The 14,503-nt window shown below is 66.9% G+C and carries 20 protein-coding genes; 4 read left to right on the forward strand and 16 right to left on the reverse strand.

Annotation, left to right across the window (positions count from 1 at the left end):
- Positions 1-3 precede the first annotated feature (3 nt).
- Positions 4-1,419 carry a succinylglutamate-semialdehyde dehydrogenase gene (locus Q0071_RS02465; protein ID WP_298164929.1) on the forward strand — a complete coding sequence of 472 codons (1,416 nt, stop codon included), beginning with the start codon at positions 4-6 and terminating at the stop codon, positions 1,417-1,419.
- Here Q0071_RS02465 and Q0071_RS02470 read toward each other — a convergent pair.
- Positions 1,416-1,655: a hypothetical protein gene (locus Q0071_RS02470; RefSeq protein ID WP_298164931.1), complete on the reverse strand. Its 240-nt coding sequence runs from the start codon at positions 1,653-1,655 to the stop codon at positions 1,416-1,418. The genes Q0071_RS02465 and Q0071_RS02470 overlap by 4 nt on opposite strands.
- A 109-nt stretch (positions 1,656-1,764) precedes the next feature.
- Here Q0071_RS02470 and rarD point away from each other — a divergent pair, with 109 nt between their 5' ends.
- Positions 1,765-2,685, forward strand: coding sequence for an EamA family transporter RarD (rarD, locus tag Q0071_RS02475; protein WP_298164933.1), 921 nt, complete (start codon positions 1,765-1,767; stop codon positions 2,683-2,685).
- Here rarD and pyrC read toward each other — a convergent pair.
- The gene (pyrC, locus tag Q0071_RS02480) at positions 2,662-3,705 is read right to left on the reverse strand and encodes a dihydroorotase (protein ID WP_298164935.1); all 1,044 of its coding nucleotides are present in this window, start codon (positions 3,703-3,705) and stop codon (positions 2,662-2,664) included. The genes rarD and pyrC overlap by 24 nt on opposite strands.
- 39 nt (positions 3,706-3,744) lie before the next feature.
- Here pyrC and Q0071_RS02485 point away from each other — a divergent pair, with 39 nt between their 5' ends.
- Positions 3,745-4,473, forward strand: coding sequence for a folate-binding protein (locus Q0071_RS02485; protein WP_298164938.1), 729 nt, complete (start codon positions 3,745-3,747; stop codon positions 4,471-4,473).
- Here the strand turns inward: Q0071_RS02485 and Q0071_RS02490 are convergent.
- The 4 genes from Q0071_RS02490 to rplU form a co-directional block, all read right to left on the reverse strand.
- A complete protein-coding gene (locus Q0071_RS02490) occupies positions 4,457-5,047 on the reverse strand; it encodes a TetR family transcriptional regulator (protein ID WP_298164939.1) in 591 nt (196 codons plus the stop codon). The two genes, Q0071_RS02485 and Q0071_RS02490, sit on opposite strands and share 17 nt — an antisense overlap.
- A 111-nt stretch (positions 5,048-5,158) precedes the next feature.
- Positions 5,159-5,728 (reverse strand): GNAT family N-acetyltransferase, encoded by a 570-nt coding sequence (locus Q0071_RS02495; RefSeq protein ID WP_298164941.1) that lies wholly within the window; start codon positions 5,726-5,728, stop codon positions 5,159-5,161.
- Between the two features lie 224 nt (positions 5,729-5,952).
- Positions 5,953-6,222, reverse strand: coding sequence for a 50S ribosomal protein L27 (gene rpmA, locus Q0071_RS02500; RefSeq protein WP_298164942.1), 270 nt, complete (start codon positions 6,220-6,222; stop codon positions 5,953-5,955).
- 48 nt (positions 6,223-6,270) lie between these two features.
- Positions 6,271-6,567: a 50S ribosomal protein L21 gene (gene rplU, locus Q0071_RS02505; RefSeq protein WP_298164944.1), complete on the reverse strand. Its 297-nt coding sequence runs from the start codon at positions 6,565-6,567 to the stop codon at positions 6,271-6,273.
- A 223-nt stretch (positions 6,568-6,790) separates the two neighbouring features.
- On the opposite strand from rplU, the gene Q0071_RS02510 reads away from it, so the two are divergent.
- Positions 6,791-7,330 carry a hypothetical protein gene (locus tag Q0071_RS02510; RefSeq protein WP_298164947.1) on the forward strand — a complete coding sequence of 180 codons (540 nt, stop codon included), beginning with the start codon at positions 6,791-6,793 and terminating at the stop codon, positions 7,328-7,330.
- Positions 7,331-7,334: 4 nt separating this feature from the next.
- On the opposite strand, the gene Q0071_RS02515 is transcribed toward Q0071_RS02510, so the two are convergent.
- From Q0071_RS02515 to Q0071_RS02560, 10 genes are all read right to left on the reverse strand, one after another.
- Entirely contained in the window at positions 7,335-7,784 is a 450-nt protein-coding gene (locus tag Q0071_RS02515) for a molybdenum cofactor biosynthesis protein MoaE (RefSeq protein ID WP_298164949.1), read from the reverse strand.
- 1 nt (position 7,785) lies between these two features.
- The gene (locus Q0071_RS02520) at positions 7,786-8,025 is read right to left on the reverse strand and encodes a MoaD/ThiS family protein (protein ID WP_298164951.1); all 240 of its coding nucleotides are present in this window, start codon (positions 8,023-8,025) and stop codon (positions 7,786-7,788) included.
- 1 nt (position 8,026) lies between these two features.
- Complete coding sequence (gene moaA, locus Q0071_RS02525) at positions 8,027-9,037, reverse strand: GTP 3',8-cyclase MoaA (RefSeq protein WP_298164953.1); 1,011 nt, start codon at positions 9,035-9,037, stop codon at positions 8,027-8,029.
- Entirely contained in the window at positions 9,034-9,801 is a 768-nt protein-coding gene (locus Q0071_RS02530) for an SDR family oxidoreductase (RefSeq protein ID WP_298164955.1), read from the reverse strand. The genes moaA and Q0071_RS02530 overlap by 4 nt, the downstream gene beginning before the upstream one ends.
- The gene (locus Q0071_RS02535) at positions 9,801-10,175 is read right to left on the reverse strand and encodes a dihydroneopterin aldolase (protein WP_298164958.1); all 375 of its coding nucleotides are present in this window, start codon (positions 10,173-10,175) and stop codon (positions 9,801-9,803) included. The genes Q0071_RS02530 and Q0071_RS02535 overlap by 1 nt, the downstream gene beginning before the upstream one ends.
- Positions 10,176-10,246: 71 nt before the next feature.
- On the reverse strand, positions 10,247-11,110 hold the full coding sequence (locus tag Q0071_RS02540; protein WP_298164980.1) for an RsmD family RNA methyltransferase: 864 nt from the start codon (positions 11,108-11,110) through the stop codon (positions 10,247-10,249).
- A 31-nt stretch (positions 11,111-11,141) separates the two neighbouring features.
- Positions 11,142-12,548, reverse strand: coding sequence for a threonine synthase (gene thrC, locus Q0071_RS02545; protein ID WP_298164960.1), 1,407 nt, complete (start codon positions 12,546-12,548; stop codon positions 11,142-11,144).
- Between the two features lie 295 nt (positions 12,549-12,843).
- Entirely contained in the window at positions 12,844-13,410 is a 567-nt protein-coding gene (locus Q0071_RS02550) for an SURF1 family protein (protein WP_298164962.1), read from the reverse strand.
- Positions 13,407-13,781, reverse strand: coding sequence for a DUF983 domain-containing protein (locus Q0071_RS02555; protein WP_298164964.1), 375 nt, complete (start codon positions 13,779-13,781; stop codon positions 13,407-13,409). Before Q0071_RS02555 ends, Q0071_RS02550 begins: the two co-directional genes overlap by 4 nt.
- Before the next feature lie 10 nt (positions 13,782-13,791).
- On the reverse strand, positions 13,792-14,503 hold a 712-nt coding region (locus tag Q0071_RS02560), incomplete at its 5' end, for a cytochrome c oxidase subunit 3 (protein ID WP_298164966.1).

Consider the following 14,503-nt stretch of genomic DNA (forward strand, 5'->3'; position numbering starts at 1 on the left):
CCCGTGTCCACCGGCGAACTCGTCTCGTTCGAACCCGCGACCGGTTCGGAACTGTGGCGTGGCCGGATCGGCGACGTCGATGACGTGATCGCACGCGCGCGCCGTGCCTGGCCGCTCTGGGCCGCGCAGCCGCTTTCCACCCGCATCGAACTGCTGCGCCGCTTCGCCAACGAAGTGCGCAAGGAATCGGACAAGCTCGCCGATCTGATCGCCCGCGAAACCGGCAAGCCGCTGTGGGAAGCGCGCGGCGAAGTTGATGGCGTGGTAGACAAGGTCGAAGTCTCGGTGCGCGCTTATGCCGAGCGCACGTCGCAGCGAAAACTCGATGGCGCGCTGAATGGCACGTCCGCCGTGCGGCACAAGCCGCATGGCGTGGTCGCGGTGATCAGCCCCTACAACATGCCCGCGCTGCTTCCCGCCGCGCAGATCATCCCCGCGCTGATTGCCGGCAATGTCGTGGTGTTCAAACCGTCGGAGAAGGCCCCCGCCACCGGTGATATGCTCACCCGCTGCTTCCACCGCGCCGGCATATCCGCCGCCGTGGTGCAGGTGCTGTTCGGCGGGCCAGAGCAAGGGCAGGCGCTGGCGATGCACGACGGGGTGGACGGCGTGCTGTTCACCGGCTCCGCCCATGCCGGGGTCTCGATCAATCGCAAGCTCGCGTCCAATCCGGGCAAGGTCGTCGCGCTCGAACTGGGCGGCAACAATCCGATCGTGGTGTGGGACACGCCCAAGATCGTCGATGCCGCCGCGATCGTGGTGCAATCGGCCTTCACCAGCGCGGGTCAGCGTTGTTCCTCCGCGCGGCGGCTGATCGTCAAATCGACCATGTACGACGCGGTGGTCACCGAAGTCCGCCGCCTCACCGAACGCCTGATCGTCGGCGCACCGTTCGATACGCCCACGCCCTTCATGGGCCCGGTGATCGATAACGCCGCCGCCGATGGCCTCACCGAAAGCTTTGTCTATCTCCTTTCCAACGGCGGCCGCGCGATCAAGCACATGGCCCGCCTGCGCGAGGATATGCCTTTCGTCAGCCCTGCGATCATCGACGTGACCAAGATCGACGAACGGCCTGATGTCGAGCTGTTCGGCCCGCTGCTGCAGGTCATCGGCGTGGATGATTTCGACGAAGCGATTGCCGAGGCGAACAACACGCGCTTCGGCCTCGTCGCCTCGCTGGTCGGGGGATCGCCGCAGGATTACAACCGCTTCTGGGCCAACATCCGCGCCGGCGTGGTCAACTGGAACCGCCCGACCATCGGCGAAAACGCCGCCGCACCTTTCGGGGGCACCGGCCTTTCCGGCAACAACCGACCGGGCGGCTACTACATGGCCGATTCGTGCGCCTATCCGGTCTCGTCCGCCGAAATGGAACAGCCGCGCGCGACGATTGGCGTGGGGCTCAGAGACACCTAGCTTTTCGGATCGGGCAGCGGCAGGGCCGGATCGGCAGGGCCAGCCGGAATGATCGCCAGATTGCGGCTGTTGGCCTGCGAAAGATCGGGATCGACCATCAGCTGGCCCTCGATCGCTGCAGTCATTACCGGATCGTGCGCGGGGCCTTCCTCGCCGCCGCGCGTGCGCGGTGCGTCGGCCGAACAGGCGGCCAGCGCGGCGATGAGGATCGCGGGCAAGGTGTGACGAAGGCGCATCCACGCGTCTCATGCACCGGCCATGGTTAACTCCGCGTCACCAGTGCCTGTTCAGGTCATGCCATTTTGATGCTTGGTCGTGCGCGCCGGGCCTGCCATGGCGCGCGCCATGACCACCTCATCCTCCCGCAACAACGGTGCTGTCGCCGCGATTGCGACCTACACCTTCTGGGGCGTCATGCCGATCTACTTCAAGCTGCTGGGCGAAGTGCCCGCACCAGAACTGCTGGCTTGGCGGATCGTGTGCAGCATGCCCATCTGCCTCGCGATCATCGCGCTGCAACGGCAAGGTCCCTCGCTCCTCGCCTCGCTGCGCAACCGGACGGTGGTGCTCAGGCTCGCCACCAGCGCGGCGCTCACCGCGACCAATTCGCTGATCTTCTTCATCGCGGTCGTCACCGGCCACGTTCTTGCGACCAGCCTCGGCTACTACATCATGCCGCTGATCAACGTGCTCATCGGCACGGTTTTCCTGCATGAGCGGTTGAGCCGGGTGCAATGGGCCGCAGTGGTGATCGCCGCCACCGGCATCGGCCTCCTCGCCTTCGGTGAACTGGATATGCTCACCGTCTCCCTGGCGCTGGGGGTGAGCTATGCGCTCTATGGCCTTGTCCGCAAGATCGTCCCTGCCGGCGCAGTCGAAGCGGTGACGATCGAGACCGGCGTGAGCCTGCTCCCCGCGCTCGCTGTCGTCGGCTGGTACGCCTGGACTGGCAGCGGGGCCGGCGGCGGGTCGAGCATGACCGCGAGTTGGGAGATGGCCGTCCTCCTCATGATCGGCGGCCTGTTCACGGCAATTCCGCTGCTGCTGTTCGGCTATGCCGCGCGGCGGCTGACGCTCTCGGCCATGGGCTTTGCGCAGTTCATCACGCCAAGCATCGGCTTCCTGCTGGGGCATTTCCTCTATGGCGAGCCGCTCGATAGCTCACGCGCGGGGTGCTTCATCCTGATCTGGATCGCGCTCGGCCTGTTCACCTGGGACATGATCCATCAGGCGCGGCTCAATTCACACACGAAAGCGCCAGCCTAGCGTCTCTCCAGCGTGAAAGGGCACGACCATCGTCTCGCCCACATCGATCTCGTCCGGGACGGTCACGGGCGCACGCTCCAGCGTCACCGTGCCTTCGTTCAGCGGCAGGCGGTAAAAGTGCGGTCCGTTTTCGCTGGCAAAGCCCTCGAACTTGTCGAGCGCGCCTTCTTCCTCGAACACCTTGATGTAGCTTTCGAGCGCGTAGGGCGCGTTGAAGATGCCCGCGCAGCCGCAGGCCGCTTCCTTGAGGTGCTTGGCATGCGGCGCGCTGTCGGTGCCGAGGAAGAACTGCGGGCTGCCGGAGGTTGCCGCCTTGCGCAGCGCCAGCCGGTGATGCTCGCGCTTCGCCACCGGCAGGCAATAAGCGTGCGGGCGAATGCCGCCCACCAGCATGGCGTTGCGGTTTATGTGGAGGTGCTGCGGGGTAATCGTCGCAGCGAGGTTTGCCCCCGCGCTCTCGACGAACTGCACCGCCTCGCTCGTCGTCACATGCTCGAACACCACGCGAAGGCCGGGCAGCGCCTTCACCAGCGGGATCAGCGTCCGCTCGATGAACACCGCCTCGCGGTCGAAGATATCGACATGATGGTCCGTAACCTCGCCGTGGATCAGCAGCGGCATGCCGATCTTTTCCATCCGCGCCAGCACGGGCATGATGTTCGCCACGTCGGTCACGCCATGCGCCGAACCCGTGGTCGCATGCGCCGGATAGAGCTTGGCGGCCACGAACACGCCCGCGCTGTGGCCGCGCTCGACTTCGTCCGGGTCGGTATGGTCGGTGAGATAGAGCGTCATCAGCGGGGTAAAATCCGTGCCCGCCGGCAGCGCGGCCATGATCCGGTCCCGATAAGCCGAAACGCCCGCCACATCGGTCATGGGCGGCGAGAGGTTGGGCATCACGATGGCGCGGGCGAACTGCCGCGCGGTGTGCGGGGCAACGCCCGCCAGCAGCGCGCCATCGCGCAAGTGGACATGCCAGTCATCGGGGCGGCGGATCGTGATCGAGCGAGGTTCAGTCATGCCCTTCCCCTTAAGCCGGAGCATGCCTATCTGTCACCTATGAGCGCACCCAGACTGACAACACGCACCTTGGTGCGCCTTTCCCCGCTGGACGAGAGCGAGGACGTTGCCGCCTTCCTTCAGGGCCTCGTGACCAATGACGTGAAGGGCCCCCTCCCCGTCTGGGCCGGGCTGCTGAGTCCGCAGGGCAAGGCGCTGTTCGACTTTATCGTCTGGGGCGATGGAGCGGACCTCCTGCTCGATTGCGAGGCTGCCGCAGCGCCTGCGCTCGCCAAGCGCCTCGCGCTCTACCGCCTGCGCCGGCGCATCGCGATTGCCGAGGATACCACGCTCGGCGTCTACTGGCAGGCCGATGGCGAACCGACCGATCCGCGCCTGCCCGAACTCGGCCACCGCTGGATCGCTCCGGTGAGCGCCGACGATACCGCCGCTGACGCAGCCTGGCTTGCCCACCGACTCACGCTGGGGGTGACCGAGGGTCTCGCCGAACTCGGCAGCGAGCAGACGCTCTGGCTCGAAACCAATGCCGCAGACCTCGCCGGCGTCAGCTTCACCAAGGGCTGCTATGTGGGTCAGGAAAACACCGCGCGGATGAACTGGCGGCAGAAGGTGAACCGGCGGCTGGTTGTCGTGCCGCTCGATCAGTCAGATCCCGCCCGCCAGCGCGCTGCCTATCCAGACCTCGGCCTCGCGGTCGATCACCGGCGCGTGGAGGATATCGCTCCTGAAGCCGCCCCCCGGTGGATGGACCTCAGCCCGCCTGCATGATCTGGCCGCTCTCGGCGATCGCCTTCTCGAGCATGGTTGCGGCATAGTCGCGCGCGGCGGTGCGCGGCAGCTCGAGCGCCTGGCTCAGCGGCCCGCCCATCTGCGCGTCCCCGAGCGCCATGAGCACAAGCGTCAGCGTGGTGCCGCGCATGGTGTCCGAGCCGAACTCGTTCAGTTCGATCACCAGATCGTGGATCACATCGACGATCGGATCGAGCGCATCCTCGTTGCCGGTGAGCAGCATCCATGAGGCGAGCGCACCTGCGCCCTCGCGGTCGAACGCGTCGAACGTGAGTTCGACCACATCGCGCGGGCTTCCGATGCCGGAACGGCTGGCAATCACCGCCTCGCGGATGCCCACGCAGATCGTCTCGGCGAGATGGCGCGCGAGTTCCTTCTGGAGGCCCGAGGCCGATCCGAAGTGGTGCAGCAGATTGGCATGGGTGCGCCCGATGCGGCCCGCAACGGCCTTCAGCGTTACCGCCTGCGGTCCCGTTTCGATCAACAGGGCCCGTGCAGCTTCAAGGGCGGCAATACGGCTTTCTTCGGGACTGAGACGCTTGCGAACTGACATTGTGTGGGCCGATTTCCCCCTTGCGGCGCGCAATTCCCCCCGCGCGCCGGAGTTCCAACGCCTAGAACTCCGGCGCGCCCAGAGCAAGAGCAGTCGGCAAGGAGCACAGGGTCAGGCCGCGCGTCGCATCGACTCCTGATCGTCACCGCCGCCGTCACCGTTGCCGGCCTCGCCGAGGTGGATCTGGTAGACCACGCTCGTCACCACCGAGCCGCGCCCTTCGCTGCGGCGGGGGCGGTGTTCGCCGGTGGGCACGAAGCCGAGCTTGCGCAGCACCCGGCCCGAGGCTGGATTGTCGAGGAAGTGGCTCGCCTCGATCCGGTCGTGCCCCAGCGCGCGCGCAATACTGAGCACCGCGCGTGCGGCTTCGGTGGCATAGCCGTGGCCCCACTGGTCGCGCGCGATCCAGTAGCCGAGCTCGACCGCGCCCTGCTCACCCGGCGCGATCCCGGCACAGCCGATGATCCGCGCGCCATCGGCGCTGGGCATGGTCACAAGAAAATCGGGATGGCGCGGGTCCTGCTGCCGACTCACGAACCAGCGCGCGTCGTCCGCCCGGTAGGGCCAGGGCGCGCGGGCGAGATTGCGCACAACCGCCGCATCGTCGATCGCGGCGTGCAGTTCGGCCCAGTCTTCGGGCCAGGCGGGGCGCAGGAACAGTCTTTCACTGCGAATGAACATGCCTTGTCTCCTCATCCGCCCCTCGATTTCCCTCGGCTGCTAACCAAAGGAAATGACAGGCATATTGCGTGTCGCCATGTCTCGCGCGGTTAATGCGCCAGATCGTGGCTTGGGTGAGGGAGACAAAGAAAAAGGGAGACGGGTTGGCCCCTCTCCCTCGTCAAGCCAGCTCTACCGAGCCGGCGGGGGCCATCCGTTGCGGATGGCCCGATCTGACCATCCGGTTATTCTGCGGCCTCGGCCATCATGTCCACCGAGACGTACTTGCGACCAAGCTTGCCCGAGTGGAAACGTACGCGGCCTTCGGCGAGCGCGAAAAGGGTGTGATCCTTGCCAATGCCGACATTGGCGCCCGGGTACACCTTCGTGCCGCGCTGGCGGATAATGATGTTGCCGCCGATCACGTGCTGATCGCCGAACTTCTTGACGCCGAGGCGGCGGCCTGCCGAATCGCGACCGTTGCGCGAAGAGCCGCCTGCTTTCTTATGTGCCATCTGAGCTTACTCCGGAATCTTGCGAGTCGCTGGACTCTGGTGTCGCGATCAGGCGACGCTGAGGATACGCAGCAGGGTCAGCTGCTGGCGGTGGCCGTTCTTCCGGCGATAGTTGTGCCGGCGGCGCTTCTTGAACACGACCACCTTCTCGGACTTCGCCTGCGCGATGATCTCGGCCGAAACGGTCACGCCCTTGGCATCCGCGAGCACGCCTTCGTTCCCCGCGAGAAGGACGTCGGTCAACGTGATCGTTTCACCGGCTTCACCCGCCAGCTTTTCGACCGCGATCTTGTCTCCGGCGGCAACCCGATACTGCTTGCCGCCCGTGCGCACGATTGCGAACATGGTTCCTGCTATCCGTTTCAAGTGTCTGGCCGCCCGATGGACCCGCAAAATGCGCACCATCAACCGGCATGGCCGAATCTCCGCACGATTGCGGAGGCCCGGAAAGAGTGGCGCGGTTAATCGAACGAGGGCCCCATGTCAACGCTGCAGGGAGGCGAATTGCGCGTCTGACACGCTGCAGGCCCTGCTTCCCCGCCCCGGCAAAAGCTTCTATGGCCCGGGTATGGCATTCCTGTCCATCCGTCTTGCCGCGCCGGCCCTCGCCCTTCTCGCGCTCAGCGCCTGCAATGCGGACCGCGCCCGCTTTCCCTCGCTGGCGATTCGCCCGGCGGAGCGCGCCTATGGCACCGGCCAGCCGGTGGAGCCCGCCGCAAGCCTGCCGCTGACCACCCAGCTTCCCGCCGGCGCCGATCTCCCCGCCAGCGTCGCCGCGCTGCGCGATGCGGCCCGCGCCGCTCACAGCCGCTTCCTCGAACGGCAGGGCGCCGCCAGCCGCCTGATCGCGGCGGCCAAGGGCGCCGTCCCCGGCACCGAAGCCTGGAGCAGCGCCGCCATCGCCCTCGCCAGCCTCACCTCGGCGCGCGGCGAGGGCATGGTTGCGCTCGCGGATCTCGACCGGCTGCTGATCGCCGCGACCGAAAAGGCGGCCACCGGCCCCGATGCCGATCTGAAGATCGTCGATCCCGCACACCGCGAAGTCGCAGGTCTCCTCGCCGAGGAAGACCGCGCGGTTGCCGCGCTGGGCGGCGCGCTCGGCGGTTAGCTTCCTACCAGCGCGCCAGATCGCGGTGGTCGTCGGGCCGGGGCTCGATCCAGCGCCAGCCGCGCGCGGTTTTCTCGCGTTTCCAGAACCAGCTCTGGCTCTTGAGGTGGTCCATCGCGAAATCGGCGGCGGCAAAGGCATCGCGGCGATGGCGCGCAGCGGCGGCAACCAGCACGATCGGATCGCCGGGGTGCATCACCCCGTAGCGGTGGATGACGAGCAGCCCATCGAGCGCCCAGCGTGCGCGGGTGGCGGCAGCGAGCGCCTCCATGCCGGGTAACGTCATCGCGGCGTAGTGCTTGAGCTCCAGCGCCTCGACCGCATTGGGGCCGCCTTCACAGCGGACCTGACCGAGGAAGCTGACGATGCCGCCCGCCTCAGGGTGCGCGGCGGTAAATGCGGCAAGCGCGTCCGTCGGCGAGAAGCCTTCGCCCAGGAGGCGGACCTCGGCCACCTCAGCCCCCGCTGACGGGCGGCAGGAAGGCGAGCTCATCGCCTTCGGCCAAAATCACGCCGCCGCCATCGCCGAGCAGCGCGCCGTTCAAGGCCATACGCACCCGCTCGCCCAGCAATTCGATGGCAAGCGCGGGATCGAGCGCAGCGAGCACTTGCTCGAGCGGACCGGGGTTCACTGCAAGCTCGCCCATGCCGGCGATGTCCTCCAGCCGGCCCAGGAACACCAGTCTTGCCGACATCCTAGCCGCCGGTCATCGACATGTGGCGCGCCAGCGCGGGCGCCGCGCCGGGGCGATCGATCACGAAGCCGTGGCGTTCGGGTTTCTCGCCCATCGCGCGGGCAAAGGCTTCATTGAGCGCTGCTTCGGGATGCTCGGAGCGCAGCGCGGCGCGCAAGTCCACTTTGCCTTCGCCGCCGAGGCACATGAAGAGCTGCCCGGTCGCGGTCACGCGCACGCGGTTGCAGCCCTCGCAGAAATTCCCGGTGAGCGGCGTGATGAAGCCCAGCCGCCCGCCCGTCTCGGCAATATCGACATAGCGTGCCGGCCCGCCGGTGCGCGCATCGCTCCCCGTCAGCGTCCAGCGCGATTCGAGATCGCGGCGCACCGCATCCAAAGGCAGATAGTGATCGAAGCGGTCGCCCTCGACCTCGCCGAGCGGCATGACCTCGATCAGCGTGACCGAATGGCCTTCACCGTGCGCCCAGGCGATGAGATCGGGCAGATCGTGCTCGTTGATGCCCTTGAGCGCCACGGCATTGAGCTTGATGCGGATGCCCGCCGCCTTGGCCGCAGCAATGCCTTCCAGCACTTGCGGCAGACTGTCGCGCCGGGTCAGCTCGGAAAACCTCGTGCGGTCCAGCGTATCGAGCGAGACGTTGATGCGCTTCACGCCTGCCGCGGCCAGATCATCGGCGAATTCGGCGAGCCGCGTGCCGTTGGTGGTCAGCGTCAGTTCGTCGAGGCTTCCGTCATCGATCTTGCGGCCGAGCGCGCGGACCAGCTGCATCATGTCGCGCCGCACCAGCGGCTCGCCGCCAGTGAGCCGGATCTTGCGCACCCCACGCGCGATGAAGGCCAGCGCCACCTCGTGCAGCTCTTCCAGCGTCAGCACCTCGGCGCGCGGCAGGAAGGTCATGCGTTCGGGCATGCAGTAGGAACAGCGCAAGTCGCAGCGGTCTGTCAGCGAGAGCCGCAGATAGGTGATGCGGCGCGCGAAGCGATCAATAAGCGGTGACGGGGTGCAACTCATGCTTCGAGGTATACGAAGTCTCGCGCAAAAGATTCAAGGTGCGCGCCCCCATCAACAAAAATAGTCTGTCCGGTGACGGCGCGCGCCTGCGCGAGGAACAGCACCGCCTCGGCGATCTCGCCCGGGCTGGCGAGTCGTTCGAGCGGCATCAGCGCGGTGAGGCGCAGCCATTGCTCCTCGGTATAGTCCGGCGTCGGCAGGGTGAGCCCCGGCGCCACGGCATTGACCCGCACGCGCGGCGCAAGACTGCGCGCCAGCGTGCGCACCGCGGCGTGCAGCGCCTGCTTGGATAGCGTGTAGCTCAGCTGATCGGGCACCGGATTGAGCACGCGCTGGTCGAGGATATGGACGACCGCCGCATCGCCCACAGCCAAGTCGGCAAGCGCGCGGGTGAGCAGCACCGGCGCGGCAAGGTTCACCGCCAAATGCTCCTCGAGCATCCCGGCGGTCACCGTGGCGACCGTATCCTCGCGAAACAGCGCTGCGCAATTGACCAGCAGCGTCGGTGCCCGCCCGGCCAGCGCCATGGCCTGAGCCGGCATCCGCGTAACGGCCTCGGCATCGGCAAGGTCCGCCGCGAGCGGATGGACAGCCGCGCCCAGCCGCGCGAGTTCGTCTGCAAAGCCCTGATCGAAAGTCGCGGCGCTATGCGCATGAAGCGCCAGATCCCAGCCCGCCACGGCCAGCGTGCGGGCAATCGCTGCACCGATGCGCCGCCATCCCCCGGTGACCAGCGCAAGCGGGCGGGCGGATGGCTCCGCCATCAATCGCGCCGGTGCCGGGTCAGCGTCATGCCGATCTCCTCGCCGCGCTCGCTGATCGCAAGCTTGACGATCTTGACCGTGACGCGCGTCACGCGGCTATCCTGCAGGAACAGCGTCTCGCAGATGTGGTCAGCCACCGATTCGATCAGCTGGAAATGCACGCCCTGCGGCAGGCCCTCGGTCGCCGCGTGCTTAAGGTCCATGTAGTTCTTGCTCGCCGTCAGCGGGCAATCGGGGGTGTAGCGGTCCTGCGCGGTGAGCGCGGCCGAAATCGAGATGCGCAGCGGCTGCGGCCGCCCGGTCTCCTCGGAATAGATCCCGGTGAGCACATCGCTTTCGATGTTGGCGACTTCAAGGATGAGGCTGTCGTTCACGGGCCGCGCCTCTGGCACCCCGCCGCCCCCTTGTCCAGTGCCGGTGGTCGCGATGCCCGCCCCAGATTTTCTTATGTTTCAGGATTGGACCAGCGCGCGAAGATTGCGGTGGGCAGGATGCGCCCGCTTTCACCTTCCTCGGCGAGCGCCAGTTCGCCGTGCTCGACTGTGCCCGGCAGCCCCGCCAGCGCCTCTGCCAGCAGCCCGCCAATAGCGAGCGAGGACATGCGCACGGCATAGACGGTGAGGAACAGGAACCGGCTCTGCGCATCCAGCAGCCGCGCGCAATCAGCGATCAGGGTCGGCAGGTTCTCCTCCAGCCGCCAGACTTCGCCATCCGGCCCGCGCCCGAACTTGGGCGGATCGAGGATGATCCCGTCATAGCGCTTGCCGCGCCGCACCTCGCGCGCCGCGAACTTCGCCGCATCGTCGACGATCCAGCGGACGGGCCTGTCTTCCAGCCCCGCCGCCGCCGCATTGGCCCGCGCCTGCGCGACCGCCTTCTTCGAGGCATCGACATGCGTCACCGGCCCGAAGCGCGAGAGCGCCATGGTGCCGACGCCGGTATAGCCGAACATGTTGAGCGTGGACGCATCCAGACGGCCGTCCAGTTGCTCGCCCATCCAGTCCCACACCGGCGCCATATCGGGAAAGAAGCCGAGGTGGCGAAACGGCGTGCACTGCGCGGTAAAGCCGATCCCGCGCCAATCGAGCGGCCAGCCTTCGCGCGGCACCGGCTTGGCATACGTCCAGCGCCCGCCGCCGTCCTCGTCGGACCCCGGCACGAATTCGCCATGCGCATCCCACACCGCCACGCGCGGTGCCCACAAGGCCTGCGGTTCCGGGCGGATGAAGCGATAGGGGCCGTAGCGTTCGAGCTTGCGCCCGTCGCCGCTGTCGATCAGGCCAAACTGGTCCCAGCCCGCCCCGACCATGAGCTTTGCCTGAAGATCGAGCTTGGCCACCTCAGCCGGCTCGGGGCGTGGCGCGCTCGGCAATCCACGCGGCGACGGTGTCATAGTCGCCCGGCAGGCGCGTATAGGCCTCCTCGCGCTCGAACAGATCGCCCACCCGCCCGGGCAGCGATGGCCGCACGCCGGTTGCGCGCTCCACGGCATCGCCGAACTTGGCCGGATGTGCCGTCGCCAGCGTTACCACCGGAACATCGGCAGGAAGCCCGGCGGCCACCCGCGCGGCATGCAGCCCGATCGCGGTATGCGGATCGAGCACTTCGTCGCAAGCCTCGTGCGCCCAGCGCATGGCCTTGGCCATTTCCACCTGATCCGCCCGCGCGCTGGTAAACAGCCCGGCCGCCGCCTGCCGCTGCGCATTGGTCAGCTGCATCGCCTTGGTCGTCTCGAACTGCTTCATCTGCGCCAGCAGAGCCGCGCCGTCGCGCCCGCCCGCATCGTAAAGCAGCCGTTCGAAGTTCGAGGAGACCTGGATATCCATCGAAGGGGCCGAGGTCGGCGTCACCGTCCCTGCAGAATAGTCGCCGTTCGACAGCGCGCGGTGGAGGATATCGTTGATGTTGGTCGCGACTATCAGCCGTTCGATGGGGAGGCCCATCTGCGCGGCGACATAGCCTGCAAACACATCGCCGAAATTGCCGGTCGGCACGCTGAAAGCGGCCTTGCGCTGCGGCGCGCCAAGCTGCAGCGCGGCGGCGAAGTAGTAGACCACTTGCGCCATCAGCCGCGCCCAGTTGATCGAATTGACCGCCGCGATGCCGAAGCGGCTGGTCATCGCATTGTCGTTGAACATGCGCTTCACCATCGCCTGCGCATCATCGAAGCTGCCGTCGATGGCGATGTTGTGCACGTTGGGCGCGAGCACCGTGGTCATCTGGCGGCGCTGCACATCGGAAACGCGGCCATGCGGGTGGATCATGAAGATATCCACTTTCGCGCGCCCCGCCACGGCATCGATCGCCGCCGAGCCGGTATCGCCGGACGTCGCGCCGACGATGGTCAGGTGATCGTCGCGGCGCCCGAGGAATTCCTCGAAGAGCAGGCCGAGCAGTTGCAGTGCCACGTCCTTGAATGCCAGCGTCGGCCCGTGGAACAGCTCGAGCAGCCACTGCCGCTCATCCAGCTGCACAAGCGGGGTGACGGCCGCGTGGGCAAACCGGCCATAGGCCTCGCGCGTCAGCTCCTGCAGTCGCTCGGGCGCAATGCAGTCGCCCACGAAGGGCTGCATGACCTTCGCGGCGAGCTCCGCGTAGGGCAGCCCGGCCATCGCGGCGATCTCGTCATGGGTGAACGTCGGCCAGCGCTCGGGCACGTAGAGCCCGCCGTCGGAGGCGAGGCCGGCGAGGGTCACGCCCTCGAAATCGAGCGAGGGCGCTTGGCCCCGGGTGCTGACGTACTTCATGGCCCCGCCGGTTAGCGGGCGGGGGCGCGGGGCGCAAGGATTTGGGGGTGGTGGGGCTGCGGATGCGGATTTGGCATCGTCCCGTTGGTCACGCCCCAACACTTCGTCATCCCCGCGAAGGCGGGGATCCAGAGCGGCTGCAGCACTTCCTCGCCCTAGATCCCCGCCTTCGCGGGGATGACGAAGGGTTGAGGGGCGGTGAGGTTCTGAGACCCCTCCCGTTCGTGTCGAGCGAAGTCGAGACACCGCGCGCGGCGTATGGTGTCTCGACTTCGCTCGACACGAACGGGTGTGATCAGCTTCCGCGCATCCGCTTCCTGAGCGCCAGCGCATAGATCACCAGCGCCACGCCCGCGAAGAGGAACCACTGCACCGCATAGGCGAGATGGTTGTTGGGAATGTCCCTGGGATCAGGCCTCGCGTTGGCGTCTAGCCCGGCCACCGGCGGATCGGCCACCAACCTTGGTCCGGGTGCGATCCAGCCCGTCACACGGCCGCCCTTCCAGACCGGCGTCGAAGGATCGCGCGACCAGCCTAGTACGACTGTTGCTGTCGAACCTTCCGGCGTCTGGCACTGCGCGGAATGCGCAAGGCCAGCTTCCCCCTTGGCATTGCGACCGGAGAGCGTCGTCATGCTGAGCACGATGTCGCAGTCAAGACGGCTGCGATGGTAATAGTTCATTTCGGCCAGCATCGGCGGAATGAGGAACGGCACTTCGCTGCCAGAGCTTTGCGCAGCCTGATACCGCGCCAGCATCGCATCCTTCTGCCCCAGCCGGTCAAGCTGCCAGAGGCCGAGATGAACCATGTAGGCGACCGCCAGCAGCACAATCAGCGTCGGCACAATCGGAATACGCTTCACGCCAAAACTCCCGCCGCGCGCAGCCGCGCTATCAGCAAGGCCGCCTTCATCAGCCGCAGCGTGCCGAAGATCACGCCGGGCACCACCACCACGATCAGCGCCAGCATCAGCCACAAAGGCGGGCGCACCAAATCATCGAGCTTCAACGCCCCCGCAATCAGCAGGAATGTCAGCGGCAGCAGCACGAAATAGAGCCCCCGCCCGCGCGGTTCATAATCCTCAAACACCAGACCGCAAGCCCGGCAGGACGGCGCAAAGGCTGCGGGCGCATCCCACAAGCTCCGCGCCCCGCAGCGGGGGCACAAACCGAAAAGGGCAGCGCGGGTAAGCCCGCCCTGCCCTTTCGTTGCTTGTTCGGTGCTGTCTGTCACCGGGAACCGATCACTCGATCGGCGCGCCCCAGCCGCCCCAAACGTAGATGGCGACGAAGAGGAACAGCCACACCACGTCGACGAAGTGCCAGTACCACGCGGCCGCTTCGAAGCCGAAGTGCTGGCGCGGCGTGAAGTGGCCCTTGTAGGCGCGCGCCTGGCACACCGCGAGGAAGATGGTGCCGACGATCACGTGGAAGCCGTGGAAGCCGGTCGCCATGTAGAACGCCGAGCCATAGGTGTTCTCGCCGAAGGGGAACGGCGCGTGCATGTACTCGTAGGCCTGGATCGAGCTGAACAGCAGGCCGAGCGCGATGGTCGCCCACAGGCCGGTCTTGAGGCCTTCGCGGTTGCCGTGGATCAGTTCGTGGTGCGCCCAGGTCAGCGTCGTGCCCGAGCAGAGCAGGATCAGCGTGTTGAGCAGCGGCAGGTCGAAGGGGTTCATCACCGCTTCGATGCCCTTGGGCGGCCACTTGCCGCCGACCACTTCCACCAACTGGTTGGGGAACAGCGAGAAATCGAAGAAAGCCCAGAACCAGCCGACGAAGAACATCACTTCCGAAGCGATGAACAGGATCATGCCATAGCGCTGGTGCAGCTGCACGACCGGGGTGTGATCACCCGCATGCGCTTCCTTGATCACCTTGCCCCACCACGAGAACATCGTGAGCGCGACGCCGAACACGCCGAGCCACAGCGCGATCTTGCCGCCGGGCATGCCG

The organism is Novosphingobium sp. (assembly GCF_027486195.1).
Classification (GTDB): Bacteria; Pseudomonadota; Alphaproteobacteria; order Sphingomonadales; family Sphingomonadaceae; genus Novosphingobium.